The sequence below is a fragment of the Mesorhizobium sp. M0522 genome, assembly GCF_040321085.1.
Lineage (GTDB): Bacteria > Pseudomonadota > Alphaproteobacteria > Rhizobiales > Rhizobiaceae > Mesorhizobium.
In genome coordinates this window covers 33,794-55,569 of sequence record NZ_JAMYQW010000038.1, presented here as the reverse complement: position 1 = coordinate 55,569, position 21,776 = coordinate 33,794, and the positions used below count along the sequence as shown (strand labels likewise).

The following is a 21,776-nucleotide window of genomic DNA, read 5'->3' as shown; positions in this document are numbered from 1 at the left end:
GAACTCCCGTCGCTAGTTATGTGGCCAAGCCGATGCGCCCGACGCCCGCCCTCTAGACCGAGGACAGCCCCGAGACGAAGATACGCAAGGCCGGTACCCAACCCGCGGATGAGAGTCTGATCAACCGTCGTCTCTGAGCTCCACCCCCAGCCCTGTGCAGCTTCAGCCGGTCCGACTGCTTCGCAAACCTGCCAAGCAGGCGAGCCTTCTTGCCTTCAACCTTGACAGGGAACATGAGAGACTAGGTTCGTGATCAAGACCGGCGAACCGGACTGGAACGATCTGCGCTACTTTCTCGCTGCCGCCCGCGCGGGAACGTTGTCGGGAGCAGCGCGCGTGCTCGGCGTGCGTCACACGACGATCAGCCGGCGCCTGGCTGCTCTTGAGGCGGCACTCGGGGTTTCGCTTGTCGTGCGAACGCGGCAAGGCATTGAGATCACGCCGCTTGGCCAGACATTGCTGCCGCTCGGCGATGACCTTGAACGTACCATGCAAGCACTGACGGCGCTTGTGCGTTCGGGCAAGAATAGCGTTCGGCTGGCACTGCCGTCGGGCTTCAGCCCCCTTTTTGCCGAGCGTATGGCCGGGTTCCATAAGGCCCACCCGGATATCAACCTGGAACTGACGAGCGGCAGCAGGCCAGTGGACCTGCAGCACGGCGAGGCCGACCTTGCGGTCAGGATCGGCACCGTCGCCGCAGACGATTTGATCGCGCAGAAGCTTTGTGTTGCGGGCTGGTCGATCTATGCGTCCCAGCGCTATCTCGACCGTCACCCAATGCCCATCGACCCTCGCCAGTTGGCCGGACACGAGATCATTGGATTTCACGCAAGCCTTGCCGGCGTCCCCGGCGCCAAATGGGTTGAGGCGCACGGCGCCGGCGCGACAATTGTCCTTCGCGTTGCCGAAATGACGGAAATGCTGGCGGCGGCTCTGAGTGGCGCCGGTCTGGCGGTAATGCCCTGCATGTTGGCCGAAGCTGAACCGCGGATGGTGCGCCTTGCCCCCGACATTCTCGGCAGTCATCCGGTGTCGCTCGTCTATCGCCGTGAAATCGGGGCGGAGGCGCCGGTGCGCGCCGTCATCCGCTTCGTTTCTACCATCATCAAGGACCGTGCCGCGCTGATCAGCGGCGAAACGCGATAAGCGTCTGGTGCCGCGCTTGCGTGGGTGCCGAAGATTGGCAGTCGTCACATGGGACGCTTGTCCGCGATCTTTTTCGGGTCGCGGCCTACCATGCCGGCGTCGGCTTTCCTGTGCTTGTCGGCAAGCCTGCGAATGCGATCGAAGCGGCTTTCCTCGGCCACTTTGGTCTTCGCCGCTGCCTTTGGCTTCGGGACGAATGCGATCATGGATCGATCTCCTTGCCGATGGCGCGGCCGGGGAAGAACCCCGGCGGCTGTCTTTTCAGGCTTGTTTCGGGCAGCGGCTGGTCAATAGCCCATGCCGCCGGTCGAAGCAGCGGCGTCCTTGGCCGAAACGTCGGTGATCATGGCTTCCGCAGTGATCAGGAGCGCCGCAATGGAGCCCGCGTCCTGCAGTGCCGTCCGCACCACCTTCGCGGGGTCGACGATGCCGGCCTTGATCATGTCGACATAGACCTCGTTCTGGGCATCGAAGCCCTGATTGTGGTCCTTGCCGTCGGCGAGCTTGCCGATGACGATCGAACCTTCGACGCCGGAATTCTCGGCGATCTGCCGGATTGGCGCTTCGAGCGCTCTCGACACGATCGAAATGCCCGCCGTCACATCGGCATTGGCTCCGGTCAGCCCGTTCAGCACAGCCTTGGCGCGCAGCAACGCAACGCCGCCGCCGGGAACGATGCCTTCTTCGACGGCCGCGCGCGTGGCGTTCAGCGCATCGTCGATGCGGTCCTTCTTTTCCTTGACCTCGGATTCGGTCGCGCCGCCGACGCGGATGACGGCAACGCCGCCCGCCAGCTTGGCGAGACGTTCCTGCAGCTTCTCCTTGTCATAGTCGGAAGTGGTTTCCTCGATCTGCGCCTTGATCTGCTGGACGCGCGCCTGGATGGTGGTCTTCTCGCCGGCGCCGTCGATGATCGTGGTGGTGTCCTTCTCGATCAGCACGCGCTTGGCGCGGCCGAGCATGTCTATGGTGATGTTCTCCAGCTTGATGCCGAGATCCTCGGAAATCATCTGTCCGGCGGTGAGCACGGCAATGTCTTCCAGCATCGCCTTGCGCCGGTCACCGAAGCCAGGCGCCTTGACGGCCGCTACCTTGAGGCCGCCGCGCAGCTTGTTGACGACCAGCGTTGCCAACGCTTCGCCCTCGACGTCCTCGGAGATGATCAACAGCGGCCTGCCGCTTTGCACCACGGCTTCGAGGATGGGCAGCAGCGCCTGCAGATTTCCGAGCTTCTTTTCGTGGATGAGGACGTAAGGGTCTTCCAGCTCGGCGCGCATCTTCTCGGCATTGGTGACGAAATAGGGCGAGAGATAGCCGCGGTCGAACTGCATGCCTTCGACGACGTCTAGTTCGGTTTCGGCGGTCTTGGCCTCCTCGACGGTGATGACGCCGTCATTGCCGACCTTGTCCATCGCCTTGGCGATCATGGCGCCGACGCTGGTGTCGCCATTGGCGGCAATGGTGCCGACCTGCGCGATCTCGCCTGAGGACTTGACCTTCTTGGCGCGCGCCTGGATTTCCTGGACGACGGCGCTGACGGCAAGGTCGATGCCGCGCTTGAGGTCCATCGGGTTCATGCCGGCGGCAACGAATTTGGCGCCCTCGCGCAGGATGGAAGCGGCAAGCACCGTGGCGGTGGTGGTGCCGTCGCCGGCGAGGTCGTTGGTTTTCGAGGCCACTTCGCGCACCATCTGTGCGCCCATGTTTTCGAACTTGTCGGAAAGCTCGATTTCCTTTGCCACCGCCACCCCGTCCTTGGTGATGCGCGGCGCGCCGTAGGCCTTGTCGATGATGACGTTGCGGCCCTTGGGGCCGAGCGTCACCTTGACGGCGTTGTTGAGGATTTCGACGCCGCGCAGCATGCGGTCACGCGCGTCGGTGGAGAATTTGATTTCCTTGGCAGACATGATCTTTTCCAGTTCGGTTGTCGTGGCAAGACGCTTGCAGCGCCTGAATCAAAGCTCGGAGCGTCCTTTGCGCGCGCGGGAGGGCGCGCGGCCTTCCAATCAGGCGGCCTTCTTGGCAGCCACGGTCTTGTCGATGATGCCCATCTCGCTTTTTTCGATGATGCCCATGATGTCGGCCTCCTTCATGATCAGAAGGTCCTCGCCGTCTATCTTGACCTCGGTGCCGGACCATTTGCCGAACAGAATGAGGTCGCCGGCCTTGACGTCGAGCGGGATCAGCGCGCCGCTTTCGTCCCGCGCGCCCGGCCCGACAGCGATCACTTCGCCTTCCTGCGGTTTTTCCTTGGCATTGTCGGGGATGATGATGCCGCCCTTGGATTTGGTGTCGCTTTCGGCGCGCCGAATGACGACGCGATCGTGGAGTGGCCGGAATTTCATGGGGACTCTTTCTGGGGCCGGCTTAGGCGGCCGCCCCCTCTCTATAGGCGCCTTGGCACTCGATTGATAGGAGTGCCAAAAAATATTCATAGGGCATATAAAATATTGAACGTATTATCTTGCCTAGTCATGCCCTGGTGTTCGGGTCTTGCGGAATATTAATGAAATTGAATTTCTGTCTTTGAACACCTATTTTACGATGAAGTTCACATTCATGACTTTCGCTTCAAGGGAGATTTTACCGATGGCCGAAGGCAATCAGAACATCATGGAAAAAGCTCAGGCTCGCTTCATGGAAAATCAGAAGAAGACGGCGGAGCGGAACAAAGCAACTGCCGAATATCTCTCGGAGGCCAAGGCGAGGAGCATCAAAACGGCAAGGCTGAGGGAATTGCGACTGGCCAAGGAAGAGGCGGACCGCGCGGCGGAAGCTCTGAATCCGGTCGCACCAAAGAAGAAGCGGGCGTCGCGGACAGTTAAGAAGGCCGTATCTGCATCGACGGAGGCCAAATCATGAGCCTGACATTTCCCAACCCCAGCCGCAGCTACGACGAGGCAAGCAAACGCATTCGCTTCGTTGGCCATGACGGCATGTTCCAGATTTCCTTCTCTGTCGCAACCGATGCCATTTCCAAGATGCAGCCGGGAACGGCGGCTTCAGAAGCTACCTATCTGGCGGCCTTCGACACGGCTTCCAGCTCAATTCATGACGTCGCCAGGAATGCCTATGCCCGTACCCGCAGGAGCATGTACGTGCTGACTGCAGCCGATTTTCGCTAGATCCTTCGAGATCGCTCACAGGACGGTTGCTCAGGACTTGCGATCCGCCTTGGCTCGCCGCTTGACGTCGCGACTGTTCAGCCGGTCGACCATCGCGTCTGCATCGCGCGTATTCATGCCGACCATGAGCTGATGCTTGAGCTCGACCGGCTGGCCGGTGAAGACGTCGAAGACGGTCCAGCTGTGGGGATGCTCCATGCGCAGTGCGTAGCGGTTTGCCATCCTGGCGTCCTTTGGTTTCCGCCCGATCGATGAATGTCGCTCGATGAGGCCTGGGCGATCTCGGTCAGGCCTGGGCGATTAAGAATACTGCCGCTAGGACAAGCTCCGTCCACAAAACGACGGACAGTTTCAAGGCCAGGCTACCGTGCGCCGAGAGCATCTCCCGAGTGCGGCTCACCAAGCTCTTGATGGTCATCGACATAGTCGGCGCCGCAATCGCGACCGGCGGCGCCTTGACCCCAAGCTTTCCGCAGCAGCGATGGCTCGCGCAGAAACCGACCTCGAATGTTTGGAAACCAGACATCTTCATAGCACCGTTCTTTCAAACTCCATGCATGCCAAATGAATTCGCGGGTTGGCATCACCCTAAAGGGCGTCCGTGATGCGAAACGTCGCGGGTTGCAGGAGCAGGGCTTATTGCCGAGATCATGAAGGTTCATAATCCGCATGAGACGCGCTGATTCGCGCTTTGCCGGGATGCCTTCATGCAACGCAGCTACGCAGCCGGGAGGTCGAGGCGACGGGCGAAGGGAAAGACGATGACCGCGCCGGCCGTCGAATTGCAGAGGGCCATATTCGAGGCAGTGAACGGCGATCCCCACCTGTCGGCGGCACTGGGCGATGCAAGATTGTTCGACCATGCGCCGGAAAATGTTGCGTTCCCCCACATGACCTTCGGCCGCACCAGCGTCTACGATTGGGCAACGGGGATGGAGAACGACGCAGAACAGTTGCTGACGTTGCATGTCTGGTCGAAATCAGAGGCCAGCAAGGAAACCAATGACATCATGGACCTTGTTAGCACCCGCCTGCGCGATGCGGCTCTCTCGCTCGGCGAACATCGCCGCGCCTACCTCAAGCTCGAATTCGCCGAAGCCCGCTACGACGAGGACCTTTCGGCCCATCACGGGCTGCTGCGCTTCCGCGCCGTGATCAAGGACGAGGGCTGACCACCGGGCACTTTTTGCAAATCGGGCAATTTTGTTCTTGCTTTGTGCCGGCAGCTATGCTACTAATTTCCCTATGGTGCTGATGGCGCCAGCGACCCGCCGCAGAGGCGGGTTTTTTGTTTCAGGTTCGGTTCGCCTGAACTGCCATCGGTTGCCTTGGGCCGGATGCTTCGTCCTCCCAAATGGTCCTGCCCGCCAGATGATGTCGGTTGTCGGCGAAGGATTGGAGGGCTAGGTTAAACATTGGCGATTTCGCGGAGCCGGGCGGCGAAATGGCAATCCGGTAATCTCGCGCTTCAGGGGTGTGGCGGGCATGCATTCGAGCGTTCACCGTTCATATCACGTTCAGCACCGGCGCGTTAGAACGCTGACCATGAACATCCTTCGCCCCCACTTCCGGACCGCGGCACTGGCGCTGTCAGCCGGCGGTCTGCTTGCGTCGCAAGCGATGGCGATCCCCGTTGTCGTGCCCGAGCAGCCGCAGCCGGTCGTCCTCGCCGCCTCCGACTGCTACGCCATCGGCCAGCAGGTGGCCGAGCAGAATGGCGGCACCTTGGCCAAAGCCTCGCAGTCGACACGCGGCGGCCAGCCGGTCTGCATCATCGTCGTGCTCGTTCCGGGCAAGGAAGGGCAGCGTCCGCGTCGCTCGGAGATCGTCGTTCCGCTGAACTGAATCGTGCCGTTTCCCAGTCTGCCGGAATCGGCCTATATCTGACCAGCTTCAACAGGCCTCCCGCATGCGCGTACTCGTCGTCGAAGATGACAAGGATCTCAACCGGCAGATCGGCGACGCGCTGGTCGATGCCGGCTATGTCGTCGACCGCGCTTTCGACGGCGAGGAAGGGCACTTTCTCGGCGACACCGAGCCCTACGACGCCGTGGTGCTCGACATCGGCCTGCCGCAGATGGACGGCATCAGCGTGGTCGAGCGATGGCGGCGCGGCGGCCGCAAGATGCCGGTGCTGATCCTGACGGCACGCGACCGCTGGAGCGACAAGGTTGCCGGTATCGACGCCGGCGCCGACGACTACGTCACCAAACCCTTCCACATCGAGGAAATCCTGGCCAGGGTGCGGGCCTTGATCCGGCGTGCTGCCGGGCACGCTTCGTCCGAACTGACCTGCGGGCCGCTGCGCCTCGACACCAAGGCCTCCAAGGCCGACGTCGACGGCGTGCCGCTGAAGCTGACCTCGCACGAATTCCGCTTGCTTGCCTATTTGATGCACCACATGGGCGAGGTGGTGTCCCGGACCGAGCTGGTCGAGCATCTCTACGACCAGGATTTCGACCGCGATTCCAACACGATCGAGGTCTTTGTGGGACGGCTTCGCAAGAAGATGGGCATCGACATGATCGAAACTGTTCGCGGCATGGGCTACCGCATGCGTAAGCCGGAGGCGTAACGCGGAACCGCTGCCTACAAAACCCGCCGTCTCGAACACGCCGTCGCTGCGGTCATGGCCGCGTTCGGTGGCGTTTCGCGTCATCGCCTTTTCCACGGTCTGGGCGATCCTCACTCTGGTCGTCATCTTCACCTTGATCACCACGCTCTATCGCCAGGCCAGCGAGCGCGGTTTCGACAGCCTGCTTTCGGCGCATCTGTTCAACCTGATCGGCTCGGTCGGCGTTTCTGAAAGCGGCCAATTGACCGGCGCCCCCGACCTTGGTGATTTGAGGTTCTCGGAACCGAATTCCGGCTGGTACTGGTCGGTCGAGCCTGCCTCGGAAGGCGTGCACGGCGATCTCCATTCGTCGTCGATGACCAAGGCGATCCCGTCGCCAAGCGTTGCCGAGGTGCCCTTCAATGCCAGCTTCCAGCGCAGCTATTCAGCGGACGGCATCGAAGGCGAGCAGTTGGAGGTGTTCGAGAGCGAGTTCGTGCTCGATGCGAAAAACCGCGCCGCGCGCTTCCGCGTCATGGGCAACCAGACCGAGCTCGAGCAGGAAATCGCCACCTTCCAGCGGCGCCTTTTGACCTATCTGTCGCTGTTCGGCGTCGGCATGATCGCCATCAATGCGATTGCCATCCTGCTCGGTCTGCAGCCGCTGCGCCGGGTCAGGAATGCGCTTGCCATGGTGCGCGAAGGAACCGCGCAGCGCCTAGACGGCCGTTTCCCGGCCGAGATCGAGCCGCTCGCCAACGAGACCAATGCGCTGATCGAAAACAACAGGCGTATCGTCGAGCGGTCGCGCACACAGGTCGGCAACCTGGCTCACTCGCTGAAGACGCCGCTTGCCGTGCTGCTCAACGAGGGACGGGCGCTGGGTGGCGCCAAGGGCCAGCTGATCGCCGAGCAGGCCGCTTCCATGCAAAAGCAAGTGGACCATTATCTGCAACGTGCCCGCGTCGCCGCGCAGCGCGACAGCGTCGTCTACCGTACGCCGGTGGCGCCGCTGGTCCAGCGCATGGTTCGGGTGCTGCAGAAGCTCAACCCGCAGACGGCGCTGTCGCTCTCACTGCCGGCCACCGACATCGTCTTTGCCGGCGAACGCGAGGACCTGGAGGAGCTGCTCGGCAATCTGCTCGACAATGCGATGAAATGGGCAAGGAGCGCGGTCGCCGTTTCGGTCAAGCCAATCTCCAGCAAGGGTGGCGCTGGCACGGAAGGCGCAGCCAACCTGTTCGAGATCAGCATCGAGGATGACGGCCCCGGCATTCCCGACGACAAGGCGCGCGAGGTGTTGCAGCGCGGCCGGCGTCTCGACGAGACAAAACCGGGCAGCGGGCTCGGACTTGCCATTGTCGCCGACCTTGTCAACGAGTATGGAGGCTCCCTGGCGCTGGAACGATCCGTCATGGGTGGATTGAAGGCGATGGTTCGATTGCGGAGCCTTCAGTAATGCTTTTCCAGATTGCTTTTCCAGGTGGCCGGCTGCGGCCAAATTTCCGACAAACATCGACATTATGGCCGCACCAGCTGCTGACAGCGCGGCGGTCCAGCTCAAGAAAGCCGGTATTGGCATGAAGATTCGCGTCGCGCTCGTTTCCGCCCTGCTCGCCGTCTCCGGCTGCACAACGCTCGACAAGGGCCCGGCCGTTACGGTGACGCCGGCCGCGACGCCCCCCAGCGGCGCCAAGGTGGCGACGACGATCATCTCCGCCATGGGCGGCGGCCTCGTCGGCGGCTCTATCGGCGCCGGCCTGAGTGAGACCGAGAAGCGCAGCGCGCTCGAGGCGGAATACAAGGCGCTTGAATACACGGCGAGCGGCCAGAAAGTGGCTTGGAAGAGCGACGGTTCGGCCCATCGCGGCGAAGTGGTCGCCGCCCAGCCCTATCGCGTCGGCTCGCAGGACTGCCGGCAATACACCCATACGGTGTTTACCGGCACCGCCGGCGCCACCGCGCGCGGAACCGCCTGCCGCAATGCCGACGGCAGCTGGACGCCGCTGACGTAGCTGGCCGGCCGTCGATCCGCCGATTCCGGTCCGGCACTAAAGCGCGTCGCGTTCGACCGGCCTCATGCGACGCGCTTTAGGTTCTTGTTTTGATGCATGGTCGTTATCGCAAAACCGCTGCACACTTTTGCGCGACATGCATTATCGATCGGAGCGGCCCCGCCAAAGCGTCGCAGCACGCTTGTGTTGGCAGGGCAAGGGTCTCGTTCTATTGGAAGAGCCATGCTGTTCTGGGTCGTAGCCGCAATCCTGACGCTGGGCGCAAGCCTGGCGGTGCTGCTGCCCTTGGCCGGCGGATCGAAGAACGCGTCCGCTGCCGGCGATCACGATCTTGAAGTCTATCGCGACCAGCTGGCCGAGCTTGACCGCGATATGGCGCGTGGCCTGATCCAGCCAATGGAGGCCGAAGAGGCACGCGCCGAAATCGCCCGCCGCATCCTTCGCCTGAGCAATGCCGGCCACGCCGACGAGACGACGACGCAGCCGTCGCGGTCGACAAGGCTGGTGGCGACGGCGGCCGTGCTGCTGGTTCCGCTGGTCAGCTGGGGCCTCTATGGCCAGCTCGGCTCACCCGACCTGCCGTCGCAGCCGCTCAGCGAACGCCTGGCCAAGAACCCCGCCGACAGCTCGGTCGACGAGCTGATAGCCCGCGCCGAGGCGCACCTGGCGGCCAACCCATCCGATGGCCGCGGCTGGGACGTGCTGGCGCCGGTCTATCTGCGTATGCAGCGATACGCCGATGCGGTGACCGCCTATCGCAACGCCATCCGCCTCGACGGCGACAGCGCCGCCCGCCAGGCGGGTCTTGGCGAGGCGATCGCCAATGCGGCCGGCGGCATTGTCTCCGCCGAAGCGCAGGCGGCTTTCGAGGCGGCGTTGAAGCTCGATCCGGCCAATCCGAAGGCCTCGTTCTATCTCGCCATGGGCATGGCACAGGAAGGCCGCATAGCTGAAGCCACGGCGGCCTGGCAAAAGATGCTTGCCGCCTTGCCGCAGGGCTCGCCGTGGCGCGGCGCCGTCGAGCAGGCGCTGGCCGAATCCGCCGCCCGCAGCGTCGCTTCGGAGGCGCCCGCGAAAGGGCCGACCGCCGAGGATATCGATGCTGCTTCCTCGATGTCGCCGCAGGACCGGCAAGCCATGATCAGCACCATGGTTGCCGGCCTCGACGAAAGGCTTCGGCAAAATCCGCGCGACGAGGAAGGGTGGATGCAGCTCGTTCGTTCCTATGCCGTGCTGGGCAAGACAGATCAGGCGCGTGACGCGCTCAATCGCGGTATCGCCGTCTTTGGCGCGGACAGTGACCAGGCCAGGAAATTCACCGCCTTTGCCGCCTCGCTTGGCGTGACGGCGACGGAGTAGACGATGACGCGCAAGCAGAAACGACTGTCGGTGATCGCAGCGGGGCTAGGGTTTCTCGGTGTTGCCACGGGGCTGACCTTCTATGCGCTTGGCCAGAAGGCCTCCTATTTCTACATGCCGGCTGATCTGGCCACCGCCAGCCTTCAGCCGGGCCAGCGCATCAGGCTCGGCGGTCTCGTCGAAAAAGGCACGGTCGAGCGTAGCCAAGGCGCCACCGTCGCCTTTTCGGTGACCGACAACCAGAAGGACGTCAAGGTCACCTATACCGGCATTCTTCCCGACCTCTTCCGGGAAGGACAGGGCGTGATCACCGAAGGCTCGTTTGGCCCTGACGGAATCTTTGTCGCCGACAGCGTGCTGGCCAAGCATGACGAGACCTATATGCCCAAGGAAGTGGCCGACGGCCTCAAGGCCAAGGGCGTATGGCAGGAGAGCAAGAGTGACTAGCGGGTGCGGTGACAATGGTTGAAACCGGACATTTCGCCCTGATCCTGGCGTTTGCGCTGGCCCTGGTGCAGACGATGGTGCCGCTGTTCGGTGCGCGCACCGGCAACCATAAGATGATGGCCGTCGGCGCACCGGCCGCGCTGACCGGCTTTGCCTTGACGGCGCTGTCTTTCGTGGCGCTGGCAACCGCCTACGCCGGCTCCGACTTCTCGGTTGAGAGCGTCTGGGAGAACTCGCATTCGCTGCAGCCGCTGATCTACAAGATCACCGGAACCTGGGGCAATCACGAAGGTTCGATGCTGCTCTGGGTGCTGATCCTGACCTTCTTCGGCGCGCTCGTCGCCGTCTTCGGCGGCAATCTTCCGGCGACGCTCCGGGCCAATGTGCTTGCCGTGCAGGGAGCGATCGGCGCCACTTTCTTCCTGTTCATCCTGACGACGTCGAACCCGTTCGTCAGGCTCAATCCGGCGCCTATCGAGGGCCGCGATCTCAACCCGATCCTGCAGGACCTCGGCCTCGCCATCCATCCGCCGCTGCTTTATCTCGGCTATGTCGGTTTCTCGATCTGCTTTTCCTTCTCTGTCGCTGCCCTCATCGAGGGCCGCATTGACGCTTCGTGGGCGCGCTGGGTAAGGCCGTGGACATTGGTTGCCTGGATGTTCCTCACCGGCGGCATCGCCATGGGCTCCTACTGGGCTTATTACGAGCTCGGCTGGGGCGGCTTCTGGTTCTGGGATCCGGTCGAGAACGCATCCTTCATGCCGTGGCTGGCGGGCACGGCGCTGCTGCATTCGGCGATCGTCATGGAAAAGCGCTCGGCGCTGAAGATCTGGACGCTGCTTCTGGCGATCCTGACCTTCTCACTGTCGCTGCTCGGCACCTTCCTGGTGCGTTCCGGCGTGCTGACCTCGGTGCACGCATTCGCCACCGATCCGACGCGTGGCGTGTTCATCCTCTGCATCCTGACGCTGTTCATCGGCGGCTCGCTGGCGCTGTTTGCCTTGCGCGCCTCCCGGCTGACGGCCGGCGGCCTGTTTCACCCGATCTCGCGCGAAGGCGCGCTGGTCCTGAACAATCTGTTCCTGACCACCGCCACCGCCACCGTGCTGGTCGGCACGCTCTACCCGCTCGTCGTCGAAGCCCTGTCTGCCGACAAGATTTCGGTCGGCGCGCCGTTCTTCAACCTGACATTCGGCCCGCTGATGGTGCCGCTGCTGGTCGTCGTGCCGTTCGGGCCGCTCCTCGCCTGGAAGCGCGGCGACATTTTCGCCGTCGCCCAGCGCCTGATGGCGGCTTTCGCGGCGGCGCTGCTCGCCGTGCTGGTGACGGCCCTGTTCATCGATGGCGCTTCGGTGTTGGCGGCACTCGGTGTCGGCCTTGCCTTCTGGCTGATCTGCGGCGCGCTCACCGATCTCGCCGTCAAATCCGGCTTCGGCACCGTCGCGCCCGCCACCATGCTCAGGCGCTTCGCCGGCCTGCCGCGCTCGGTCTTCGGCACAGCGCTTGCGCATCTCGGCCTCGGGCTGACAACGCTCGGCATTGTCGGCACGCTTTGCTTCGGCACCGAAAAAATCTTGGCGATGCATGCCGGCGAGACCGTCGAACTGTCCGGCCACAAGCTGCGCTTCGAGGGGCTCTATCCGGCCCAGGGGCCTAACTACAGTGAGGATCGCGGCCGCTTCGCCCTGCTTGGCGCCGACGGTAGCGTCGCAGGCGAGATCACCTCGGCCAAGCGCTCATATCCGGTGCGCCAGATGACCACAACCGAATCCGGCATCAGGACGATCGGCTTCAGCCAGCTCTATCTTTCGCTTGGCGACGAGGGCAGCGATGGCTCTGTGGTCGTTCGTCTGTGGTGGAAGCCGCTGGTGACGCTGATCTGGGGCGGCGGACTGGTGATGATGGCGGGCGCGGCGATGTCGCTGCTTGACCGTCGCCTGCGCGTCGGCGCGCCGTCGCGCCGCAAGCCGGCGGGCGCGGTGCCATCGGCGAGCTCGTCATGAGGCAAAGGGTCACGCTGGCCTCGCTGGTCCTGCTGCTGGTGCTGTTGTTCGCTGGCGTCGCGCAGGCGGTCAAGCCCGACGAGGTGCTGGCCGACCCGGCGCTCGAGGCAAGGGCGCGGGCTTTGTCGGAAGGCTTGCGCTGCATGGTCTGCCAGAACCAGTCGATCGACGAGTCTGATGCCGACCTCGCCCGCGACCTGCGCATCCTTGTGCGCCAGCGCCTGGTCGCCGGCGATACCGACCGGCAGGTGATGGACTATGTCGTTTCGCGCTACGGCGAATTCGTGCTGCTGAAGCCACGCTTCAATCTGCGCAATGTCTTGCTCTGGGGGACGCCAGTTCTTCTGCTGCTCGTTGGCGGGACATTCATCCTGCTGGCCGCCCGCTCGCGCCGTTCGACGGCGACCGCTGTATTAACTGCCGAGGAACAGGCGGCGCTGGACAAGATGCTCCGCCGCGATTGATCGATACATTACGAAAGTTTCATGTACCGGAAATGGCGCCGTAATGTGCGGCTCTCTATTTCCTTTGTCGAGGATGCCAATCAAGGGGCGTCCCTTGAAAAGAGGATACGAGAACCATGAATGTTGCCCCCAATTCATATCTACGCACCCGCAAACGCCTGCTGGCCGCAGCCGCATCCCTGGCCATTGCCGGCGCGATCGGCTTTGGTGCTGTTGCCACCGGGACAGCCCCGGTGCTGGCCGACGCCGTGCGTGTCGAGGCACCGCAGGTCCCGAGCTTCGCCGATGTGGTCGAGCGCGTTTCGCCGGCGGTCGTCAGCGTGCGCGTCAAGGCCAAGATCCAGCCGACGGCCGATGACGGTTCCGGCCAGATGGACGACGAGGACGGCTTAGGCAATCTTCCCGACAACCCGCAGCTGAAGCGTTTCTTCCGCGAATTCCGCGGCTTTGGCGATCAAGGCGGCGATCAGGGCCCGAACGGAATGCGCCGTTTTGGACACCGTGACCGCAACAACGACCAGCCGCGGCCGGTGGCGCAAGGGTCCGGTTTCTTCATCTCCGATGACGGCTATCTCGTCACCAACAACCATGTCGTCGAGGAGGGCACCGCCTTCACCGTGGTGACCAATGACGGCAAGGAACTCGACGCCAAGCTGATCGGCACCGATCCGCGCACCGATCTTGCGGTGCTCAAGGTCGATGACGGCAACAAGTTCACCTATGTCGACTTCGCCGATGATTCCAAGGTTCGCGTCGGCGACTGGGTGGTGGCTGTCGGCAATCCGTTCGGCCTCGGCGGCACGGTTACCGCAGGCATCGTTTCGGCCCGCGGCCGCGATATCGGCGCCGGTCCCTATGACGACTTCATCCAGATCGACGCCTCGGTGAACCGCGGCAATTCGGGCGGCCCGACCTTTAACCTCAACGGCCAGGTTGTCGGCATCAACACCGCGATCTTCTCGCCCTCGGGCGGCAGCGTCGGCATTGCCTTCGATATTCCCGCTTCGACCGCCAAGCAGGTCGTGCAGGATCTGATGAAGAACGGCACCGTGCAGCGCGGCTGGCTCGGTGTCGAGATCCAGCCGGTCACGCCCGAAATCGCCGAGTCGCTTGGCCTTGGGTCCGGCAAGGGCGCGCTCGTTGCCAGCGCGCAGGACAACGGTCCCGGCAAGAAGGCCGGCATCACCGCCGGTGACGTGATCACCCAGGTGGACGGCAAGGACGTTGCTTCGCCGAAGGAACTCGCCCGCCTGATTGGCGCATACCCGCCCGGCAAATCTGTCGATGTCACGGTGTGGCGCAACGGCAAGAGCGAGGCGGTTAAGGTCGATCTCGGCAAGCTGCCGTCGAGCGACAAGCAGGCCTCGGCCGACCAGCAGCCTGCCCCCGCGCCGAAGACCGACACGCTCGCCGATCTCGGCCTGACCGTCACCAAGTCTGACAATGGCAAGGGCCTTGTGGTGACCGATGTCGACCCGGACAGCGATGCCGCCGATCGCGGCATCCAGCCCGGCGACGTCATCACCTCCGTCAATTCGGCGGAAGTGAACGGCGCCGGCGACGTCGACAAGGCGATGGCCGACGCGGTGAAGTCCGGCCGCAAGGCGGTGCTGATGCAGATCACCCGCGACGACAGCAACCGCTTCGTCGCACTGCCTGTCGCCAAGGGCTGAGCGCATGACCCCGAACACGTATTCCGTTTTCGGAAAGGCTCATGCGCCGATTCAAGGTGCTAGAGCGTCCTTTGCGCGTCCAAGAGGACGCGCGGCGCTCTAGTGGTCGACTTTTCCGGTGCGGCGGTTTTCAACACCCCCGAGCCGCCGCACGGGAAAGCACGGGGCCTGAATACGTTAGTCAGTCATCGTGTTCCGCCCCAGCGGCAGCGGGCCTCCCATCGCCCGCTGCCGCTCGAACATGCCGCTCAAGGCGTGAAGCAGTTTTAGGCTACGACATGCTAAAACAAAGACTTACCGCGTATCCCTGAATCACTTTGTTCGCGATACGTCATGGAGAAGGCCACGATGCATATGCCGGCCACTCAATCTTCCAGTGAAATCGCGTATAACGGTTCTATGAAGATTCTCGTCATAGAAGACGATCGCGAGGCAGCCGACTACCTGCAGAAGGCGTTCGCCGAGGCCGGCCATACCGCCCATGTCGCCGGCGACGGCGAAACCGGCTTCGCGCTCGCTGATTCCGGCGACTATGACGTCATGGTCGTCGATCGCATGATGCCGCGCCGCGACGGCCTGTCCGTCATTGCCGGGCTCAGGTCCAGAGGCAATACGACGCCCGTGTTGATCCTGTCGGCGCTCGGCGAAGTCGACGACCGGGTCACCGGTCTGCGCGCCGGCGGCGACGACTATCTGACCAAACCCTACGCCTTTTCCGAGCTACTCGCCCGCGTCGAGGTGCTGAACCGCCGCGCCAGCGCCAGGGAAGCCGAAACCGTCTACCGGGTCGGTGATCTCGAACTCGACCGGCTGTCGCACTCGGTGCGCCGCGCCGGGCGCGAGATAACGCTGCAGCCGCGCGAGTTCCGCCTGCTCGAATATCTGATGCGGCATGCCGGCCAGGTGGTGACGCGCACCATGCTGCTTGAAAACGTCTGGGACTATCATTTCGATCCGCAGACCAACGTCATCGACGTTCATATCTCGCGGCTGCGGGGCAAGATCGAGAAGGGCTTCGACAAGCCGATCCTGCACACGGTTCGCGGCGCCGGCTACATGCTGAAAAGCGGCTAGAACCGCATGACTCTTTCCGTGCCGGCCATCATGAAGACGACGGCAGCGCGGCTTTCGGCGCTCTACCTCCTGCTGTTCGCCATCTGCGCGGTGCTGCTCGTGTTCTACATGACCTCGCTGTCGGCGCGCATGCTGACCGGCCAGACCCAGGACACGATCAACGACGAGGTGCTCGGCCTCGCCCGCGCCTATCAGCGCGGCGGCTTGCCGCTGCTGGTCCGTGTCGTCGAGCAGCGCTCCCGCCAGCCCGGCGCCAATCTCTATCTGATCGCCGATGCCAACGGCCAGATCCTAACCGGCAACGTGCAGAGCCTGGAGCCGGGCGTGATCGAGGCCGAGGGCTGGACCATCGAACCGTTCTCCTACCGCCGCTTCGGTGAGGGCGAGCTCGAGCGGCAGCGCAACCCGGTCTCCGACCCGAACGAGCCCGCCCAGAGCGAAGTTCAGGCCGAAGGCGAGAAGGGCCACAACGCCATTGCCCTGGTGCTGCGCCTGCCCAACCAGATGATCATGCTGGTCGGCCGCGACCTCGGCGAGCCGGAGCGCTTCCGCGCCGTCATTCGCCGCGCCTTGATGCTGGCGCTCGGCATGATGGGCGTCGGCGGGCTGCTGATCTGGTTCTTCGTCGGGCGCGCGGCGCTGAAGCGCATCGACAGCGTGTCTGAGGCGAGCCGCCGTATCATGGGCGGCGATCTTTCCGGCCGGCTGCCGGTCACCGGCGCCGGCGACGAGTTCGACCGGCTGTCGGAAAACCTCAATTCCATGCTGGCCAGGATCGCCACGCTCAACGAGGGCCTGAAGCAGGTCTCCGACAACATCGCCCACGACCTGAAGACGCCGCTGACCAGGCTGCGCAATCGCGCCGAGGCGACGCTTTCCGGCAAGCACAACACCAGCGACTACCGGCAGGCGCTGGAAGGAACGATCGCCGAATCCGATCAGCTGATAAAGACCTTCAACGCCATCCTGATGATCTCGCGACTGGAAGCCGGCTATTCCTCGGAAAGCACCACCAGGGTTGATCTGGCCGCTGCCGTGCACGACGTCGTCGAACTCTACGAGCCGGTAGCGGAGGAGGCGGGCGTGACGCTCGAAACTTCGGTGCAAGGTTCCTTCGCCGTCAACGGCAATCGCGAGCTGATTGGCCAGGCGCTGTCCAACATCGTCGACAACGCGATCAAATATTCGACCGACTCGACCTCCAGGCCTACGGTTCGCGTGACGCTGGAGCGTGTCGGTAGCGAGATCAGACTCGCCGTCTCCGACAACGGCCAGGGCATTCCCGACGATGTCGACCGCGCCAGGGTGACCGAGCGTTTCGTGCGGCTGGAAAAGAGCCGCTCGCAGCCGGGTTCCGGCCTTGGCTTGAGCCTCGCCAAGGCGATCGTGACGTTCCACAATGGACGGCTTGAGCTTCTGCCCGGCAATCCCGGATTGTCCGTCGTCATGAGTTTTCCCGGGCGGGAGGATCGCTGATGGTGGCGAGGATGGCAGTGCGACGCCTCGAAACGGACAGGCTGTTGAAGCCGACGATAAAGCTCGTTCCGCTGGATGCAAGCCGCGCCAGGCAGGAATTGTCGGAGATCGCCGACGCCGCGCGGCAAAAAGAACTGCCGCGACTGGCGAAATTCTTGGCAGGCAAGGGGGTTGTCCAGGATTTCCTCGCCGCCGTGTTCGACCTGTCGCCGTTCCTGCGCGATACCGCGCGCCGCCGGCCGCGGATACTCGATGCGCTTTTCGACGAGGCCATCGAGGCGCGGCTATCATCGATCGGCGCCGCGGTCGACAAGGCAGCACGCGTACAGGCCGTCTCCGAAAGCAGCCTGATGATGGAGCTGCGCCAATGCAAGGCGGAGGCGCATTTCCTGATCGCCTTGGCCGATCTCGCCGGCGAAGCCGAGACCTCGCTGACGGTGCGGCGACTGAGCGACCTTGCCGACGCCTGCACGCGTGCGGCTGTCGATTTCCTGCTCCGCGACGCGCATGAGCAAGGCAAGCTCCGATTGCCGGATGCCAAAAATCCGGCGCGACGCTCGGGCTGGATCCTGCTCGGCATGGGCAAGCTCGGCGCGCATGAGCTAAACTTCTCCTCCGACATCGACCTCATCGCCTTCTTCGACCCCGATGCGCCGGCTGTCGTCGATCCGCTCGATGCAACCGAGCTGTTTTCGCGGCTGACCCGCCGGCTGGTCCGCATTCTGCAGGACCGCACCGAGCACGGTTACGTCTTCCGCACCGATCTCAGGCTTCGTCCCGACCCCGGCTCGACGCCGCTGGCGATTCCGGTCGAGGCGGCGCTGCGCTACTATGAGGCGCGCGGCCAGAACTGGGAGCGCGCCGCCATGATCAAGGCGCGCCCGGTGGCCGGCGATGTTGCCGCCGGCGCCGCGTTCCTGAAGGAACTGCAGCCCTATATCTGGCGCAAATACATGGACTACGCGGCGATTGCCGACGTCCATTCGATCAAGCGCCAGATCCACGCCCACAAGGGCCATGGCGAGGTCGCGGTCAAAGGCCACAACGTCAAGCTCGGCCGCGGCGGCATCCGCGAGATCGAGTTCTTCGTCCAGACCCAGCAACTCATCGCCGGCGGCCGCTTTCCCGAACTGCGCGGACGCGAGACCGTGCCGATGCTGGGCGAACTCTCCGCGCGCGGCTGGATCACCGCCGACGCGCGCGATGCGCTCACCAGGCAATACTGGTTCCTGCGCCGCGTCGAACACGCCATCCAGATGGTTGCCGACCAGCAGACGCATATCCTGCCGGAGGACGAAGAGGGGCTGGAGCGCGTCGCCCGCATGCTGGGCTTTGCCGATGCGGCAGGCTTTGCCGAAACGTTCCGCGCGGCGCTGCACCAGGTCGAGCGCCACTATGCAGCGCTGTTCGAAACCGCGCCGGAGCTTTCGGCCGGCATCGGCAATCTGGTCTTTACCGGCGACGTCGACGATCCCGATACCTTGCAGACCTTGCAGCGGCTCGGCTTCCAGCGGCCGAGCGACATCTGCCGGGTTATCCGCGGCTGGCACTTCGGCCGCTACCGCGTCACCAGGTCTGCGGAAGCGCGCGAGCGGCTGACCGAACTGACGCCGGCGCTGCTGCAAGCCTTCGGCCAGACGCGGCGGGCGGACGACGCAGTGATCCGCTTCGACGAATTCCTTGCCGGCCTGCCTGCCGGCATCCAGCTGTTTTCGTTGCTGCAGTCGAATCCGGCTTTGCTGAAGCTGATGGCGACGATCATGGGCGCGGCACCGCGGCTGGCCGCCATCATCACGCGCCGGCCGCATGTCTTCGATGGGCTGCTCGATCCGGCGCTGCTGAGCGAACTGCCAAACCGCGCCTATCTGTCGGCGCGCCTTGCCGCCTTCCTCGAAGGCGACAGAGCCTATGAAGACGTGCTCGACCGGTTGCGCATCTTTGCTTCGGAGCAAAGATTCCTGATCGGCGTCAGGCTGCTTGCCGGGTCGATCGACCCGCCGCGCGCCGGCCGCGCTTTTTCCGATCTCGCCGACCTGACCATCGAGGCGGCATTGCAAGCGGTGATGGCGGAATTCGCTTTGCGTCATGGCTATATTGCCGGCGGCCGGGTCGCGCTGCTCGGCATGGGCAAGCTCGGCAGCCGCGAACTGACGGCGGGCTCCGACGTCGACCTCATCCTGCTCTACGATCACGACGCCGATGCGGAGGAGTCCGACGGCGACAAGCCGCTTGCCCCGTCGCATTACTACAGCCGGCTGACACAGCGGCTGATCGCCGCCGTTTCCGCGCCGACCGCCGAGGGCGTGCTCTACGAGCTCGACCTTCGCCTGCGGCCGTCCGGCAACAAGGGGCCGGTGGCCACCCATGTCGACGCCTTCAAGAAGTATCAGCGCCAGGACGCCTGGACATGGGAGCACATGGCGCTGGCGCGCGCCCGCACGATCGGCGGCGATGCCGAGCTCTGCCGCGAGGTCGAGGGAGAGGTTGCCTCAGTGCTCGCTCTGCCGCGCGATCCAGCCAAGGTGATGGCCGAGGCATCCGAGATGCGCGCCATGGTCGACAAGGAGAAGCCGCCGCGCGATCCCTGGGACATCAAGCTGATTCCGGGCGGCCTCATCGATCTCGAATTCATTGCCCAGGTTGCGCTGATCACCGGAAAGATCGAGGCAGGCCGCAGGGCCACCGGCACGGCTGAGGTCCTGTCGCGCCTGGCGCCGGATTTCGCCAGCGCCCAGGTCAGGCAGGAACTGGTGGATGCCTATTCGCTCTATCTGGCGCTGACCCAGATGATACGGCTTTGCCTCACCGGCGCGTTCGAACGCGACGACGTTCCGCCAGGGCTTTCGGATCTGCTTCTGGCCGTCACCGACCTGCCGGATTTCGGGGTGCTTGAAGCGCATCTCGGGGAGACGTCGCAGAAGGTCAGAAAGGATTTCGACCTTCTGCTTCGTGCGAGACAGCCTGACGGTAACGGGCCGTAGGGTCGTTTCGGAAAGCATCGGGGGTGACGATGCAACAGGAGAAGACCATGAGAAAGACAACCAGACTTGCGCTCGTTTTCGCAGCCCTGGCCGGCGCCGTCGGCACCGCAGCCTATGCCGACGAGCACTCCGGCGCAGGGCCGCGCGACGGCATGATGATGCGCCTCGACAAGGTCATGAAGGACAATGACGGCACCATCACCTTCGACCAGTTCTCCGACGCCATGAACGCGCGGCTGCAGAAGATGGTCGCCGACAATGGCGGCAAGCTAACCGTGGCACAGCTCGCCGACGCACTGGAGAAGGCGCGCTTCGAGCAGATGGCCAGGCGCATCATCGCGCGCTATGACGCCAAGAGCGACGGCACGCTGACCGCCGACGACATCACCAGCCGTCAGAAGAAGGTCTTCGCCGTGCTCGACCGCAACAATGACGGCAAGATCGAGAAGAACGAACTGCCGAAGGGTCCCGGCGGTCACCGCCAATGGGACGGCGAGGGCAATGATGGCGCTGACGGCATGCAGTGAGAATTGACAACCGCTCCGGCGGCGCGAGCCGCCGGAGACTTATGTGCGCGTCGACGCTGAATCACCAGATCGGCCCAACTGCGAACGGACGGTGTTTCCACCGCATTCAGCTACTCTGTTCGCCGAGTCCGGTGCAGGGCGCGGCTTGTGTGGACCTGCAAAATCCGGTCGCGCAGATGGGCATAGAAGCGCGGCGGCAGCATGCCGTAATCAAAGCGGGACGGCTTCGTCCCTGGAATGGGCCACAAATCGGGACCCGGCCAAAGGAATTCATTGATCTCGGTCACGATGATCCACGACGGCATATCGTCGAGACCGAGGTGGGTTTTGAGTGGCGCAGGTATTTCTATTGCATCCGCATGATCAGCCGGAGCTGAGTGGGTAATCGGAACCACCGTTACAACTTCACGCCCCTCCACGATGCGACGGGCGGCGACAATGGCGCAGGGCCGGCTCTTGCGGCCTTCCTCCGCGCCTTTTTTGTTTTCTCTCGCCCAGAGATAGGAATAGGAAATCACCAGACCGGGGACAGGTTTTGGGAGGCTCACGGTGTCCAGTCTTTGAGCATTGCATCAAGTCCGGCGTATTGGGTCGGGACGGCGCTTTCGCCGATGGCGTTCAGCGTCTCGTCGTCCAATTCCTCGACCGGCCGGGCGACCCGTCCTCTGACCAAAACCTCGAACATAGCCGCTGACAGGAGTACTGTATGGGTCCGCCCATTCTTTGTGATTGCAACCGGCGTGCGCTGGGCGGCATCCTGAAAGCGTCCGACATTCTGCTGGAATTCCGTTGAAGTCACTCGCATCACAAGCCCTCCTTTCTTATCTAAAATAGATAAAATAGATAGACTTATCAAGGGAAAGTTCTCGCGTTGCCGGGCGGCGCGCAAGCGCATGTTCGACTGATCATGCTGGGCCTGGTCACGAAGTCAT

At 63.5% G+C, this 21,776-nt stretch carries 23 protein-coding genes; 17 read left to right on the top strand and 6 right to left on the bottom strand.

What is annotated here, in order from left to right; translation table 11 throughout:
- Positions 1-249: 249 nt before the first annotated feature.
- Positions 250-1,146, top strand: a complete 897-nt coding sequence (locus NKI58_RS29280; RefSeq protein WP_352596311.1) for a LysR family transcriptional regulator — start codon at positions 250-252, stop codon at positions 1,144-1,146.
- A gap of 44 nt (positions 1,147-1,190) precedes the next feature.
- Here NKI58_RS29280 and NKI58_RS29275 read toward each other — a convergent pair whose 3' ends face one another.
- From NKI58_RS29275 to NKI58_RS29265, 3 genes are all read right to left on the bottom strand, one after another.
- Positions 1,191-1,352, bottom strand: coding sequence for a hypothetical protein (locus tag NKI58_RS29275; protein ID WP_352454322.1), 162 nt, complete (start codon positions 1,350-1,352; stop codon positions 1,191-1,193).
- 81 nt (positions 1,353-1,433) lie between these two features.
- Complete coding sequence (gene groL, locus NKI58_RS29270; protein ID WP_352454323.1) at positions 1,434-3,053, bottom strand: chaperonin GroEL; 1,620 nt, start codon at positions 3,051-3,053, stop codon at positions 1,434-1,436.
- 99 nt (positions 3,054-3,152) lie between these two features.
- Positions 3,153-3,491 carry a co-chaperone GroES gene (locus NKI58_RS29265; RefSeq protein WP_352591912.1) on the bottom strand — a complete coding sequence of 113 codons (339 nt, stop codon included), beginning with the start codon at positions 3,489-3,491 and terminating at the stop codon, positions 3,153-3,155.
- A gap of 244 nt (positions 3,492-3,735) precedes the next feature.
- Between NKI58_RS29265 and NKI58_RS29260 the strand changes: the two genes are divergently transcribed.
- Together NKI58_RS29260 and NKI58_RS29255 are read left to right on the top strand one after the other, a co-directional pair.
- Positions 3,736-4,008 (top strand): hypothetical protein, encoded by a 273-nt coding sequence (locus NKI58_RS29260; RefSeq protein ID WP_352454325.1) that lies wholly within the window; start codon positions 3,736-3,738, stop codon positions 4,006-4,008.
- The gene (locus NKI58_RS29255; RefSeq protein WP_352591915.1) at positions 4,005-4,271 is read left to right on the top strand and encodes a DUF1488 family protein; all 267 of its coding nucleotides are present in this window, start codon (positions 4,005-4,007) and stop codon (positions 4,269-4,271) included. The genes NKI58_RS29260 and NKI58_RS29255 overlap by 4 nt, the downstream gene beginning before the upstream one ends.
- A gap of 30 nt (positions 4,272-4,301) precedes the next feature.
- Here NKI58_RS29255 and NKI58_RS29250 read toward each other — a convergent pair whose 3' ends face one another.
- Entirely contained in the window at positions 4,302-4,493 is a 192-nt protein-coding gene (locus NKI58_RS29250; protein WP_352530525.1) for a hypothetical protein, read from the bottom strand.
- 539 nt (positions 4,494-5,032) lie between these two features.
- Between NKI58_RS29250 and NKI58_RS29245 the strand changes: the two genes are divergently transcribed.
- From NKI58_RS29245 to NKI58_RS29180, 14 genes are all read left to right on the top strand, one after another.
- Positions 5,033-5,443, top strand: a complete 411-nt coding sequence (locus NKI58_RS29245; protein ID WP_352785743.1) for a DUF3168 domain-containing protein — start codon at positions 5,033-5,035, stop codon at positions 5,441-5,443.
- Positions 5,444-5,816: 373 nt separating this feature from the next.
- Complete coding sequence (locus tag NKI58_RS29240; protein ID WP_352785749.1) at positions 5,817-6,116, top strand: hypothetical protein; 300 nt, start codon at positions 5,817-5,819, stop codon at positions 6,114-6,116.
- Between the two features lie 64 nt (positions 6,117-6,180).
- Positions 6,181-6,846 (top strand): response regulator transcription factor, encoded by a 666-nt coding sequence (locus NKI58_RS29235; protein ID WP_023718390.1) that lies wholly within the window; start codon positions 6,181-6,183, stop codon positions 6,844-6,846.
- 10 nt (positions 6,847-6,856) lie between these two features.
- Positions 6,857-8,284: an ATP-binding protein gene (locus NKI58_RS29230; protein ID WP_352454424.1), complete on the top strand. Its 1,428-nt coding sequence runs from the start codon at positions 6,857-6,859 to the stop codon at positions 8,282-8,284.
- 121 nt (positions 8,285-8,405) lie between these two features.
- Positions 8,406-8,840, top strand: a complete 435-nt coding sequence (locus NKI58_RS29225; protein WP_352591921.1) for an RT0821/Lpp0805 family surface protein — start codon at positions 8,406-8,408, stop codon at positions 8,838-8,840.
- 222 nt (positions 8,841-9,062) lie between these two features.
- The gene (ccmI, locus tag NKI58_RS29220) at positions 9,063-10,199 is read left to right on the top strand and encodes a c-type cytochrome biogenesis protein CcmI (RefSeq protein ID WP_352854108.1); all 1,137 of its coding nucleotides are present in this window, start codon (positions 9,063-9,065) and stop codon (positions 10,197-10,199) included.
- Between the two features lie 3 nt (positions 10,200-10,202).
- On the top strand, positions 10,203-10,646 hold the full coding sequence (gene ccmE / locus NKI58_RS29215) for a cytochrome c maturation protein CcmE (RefSeq protein WP_023677821.1): 444 nt from the start codon (positions 10,203-10,205) through the stop codon (positions 10,644-10,646).
- Positions 10,647-10,660: 14 nt separating this feature from the next.
- Positions 10,661-12,649, top strand: coding sequence for a heme lyase CcmF/NrfE family subunit (locus NKI58_RS29210; protein ID WP_352591927.1), 1,989 nt, complete (start codon positions 10,661-10,663; stop codon positions 12,647-12,649).
- Positions 12,646-13,113 carry a cytochrome c-type biogenesis protein gene (locus NKI58_RS29205; RefSeq protein WP_352591930.1) on the top strand — a complete coding sequence of 156 codons (468 nt, stop codon included), beginning with the start codon at positions 12,646-12,648 and terminating at the stop codon, positions 13,111-13,113. The genes NKI58_RS29210 and NKI58_RS29205 overlap by 4 nt, the downstream gene beginning before the upstream one ends.
- A 116-nt stretch (positions 13,114-13,229) precedes the next feature.
- The gene (locus NKI58_RS29200) at positions 13,230-14,786 is read left to right on the top strand and encodes a Do family serine endopeptidase (protein ID WP_352591933.1); all 1,557 of its coding nucleotides are present in this window, start codon (positions 13,230-13,232) and stop codon (positions 14,784-14,786) included.
- Positions 14,787-15,185: 399 nt separating this feature from the next.
- Positions 15,186-15,860, top strand: a complete 675-nt coding sequence (locus NKI58_RS29195) for a response regulator transcription factor (protein WP_254819962.1) — start codon at positions 15,186-15,188, stop codon at positions 15,858-15,860.
- Positions 15,861-15,866: 6 nt separating this feature from the next.
- Complete coding sequence (locus tag NKI58_RS29190) at positions 15,867-17,336, top strand: sensor histidine kinase (RefSeq protein WP_352620732.1); 1,470 nt, start codon at positions 15,867-15,869, stop codon at positions 17,334-17,336.
- Positions 17,336-20,317 carry a bifunctional [glutamine synthetase] adenylyltransferase/[glutamine synthetase]-adenylyl-L-tyrosine phosphorylase gene (locus NKI58_RS29185; protein WP_352785759.1) on the top strand — a complete coding sequence of 994 codons (2,982 nt, stop codon included), beginning with the start codon at positions 17,336-17,338 and terminating at the stop codon, positions 20,315-20,317. Before NKI58_RS29190 ends, NKI58_RS29185 begins: the two co-directional genes overlap by 1 nt.
- A 47-nt stretch (positions 20,318-20,364) precedes the next feature.
- Positions 20,365-20,844 (top strand): EF-hand domain-containing protein, encoded by a 480-nt coding sequence (locus tag NKI58_RS29180; RefSeq protein ID WP_352785762.1) that lies wholly within the window; start codon positions 20,365-20,367, stop codon positions 20,842-20,844.
- A gap of 110 nt (positions 20,845-20,954) precedes the next feature.
- On the opposite strand, the gene NKI58_RS29175 is transcribed toward NKI58_RS29180, so the two are convergent.
- Together NKI58_RS29175 and NKI58_RS29170 are read right to left on the bottom strand one after the other, a co-directional pair.
- Entirely contained in the window at positions 20,955-21,392 is a 438-nt protein-coding gene (locus NKI58_RS29175; protein WP_352785765.1) for a type II toxin-antitoxin system PemK/MazF family toxin, read from the bottom strand.
- Positions 21,389-21,739 carry a type II toxin-antitoxin system prevent-host-death family antitoxin gene (locus tag NKI58_RS29170; protein WP_352854106.1) on the bottom strand — a complete coding sequence of 117 codons (351 nt, stop codon included), beginning with the start codon at positions 21,737-21,739 and terminating at the stop codon, positions 21,389-21,391. Before NKI58_RS29170 ends, NKI58_RS29175 begins: the two co-directional genes overlap by 4 nt.
- Between the last annotated feature and the right edge of the window lie 37 nt (positions 21,740-21,776).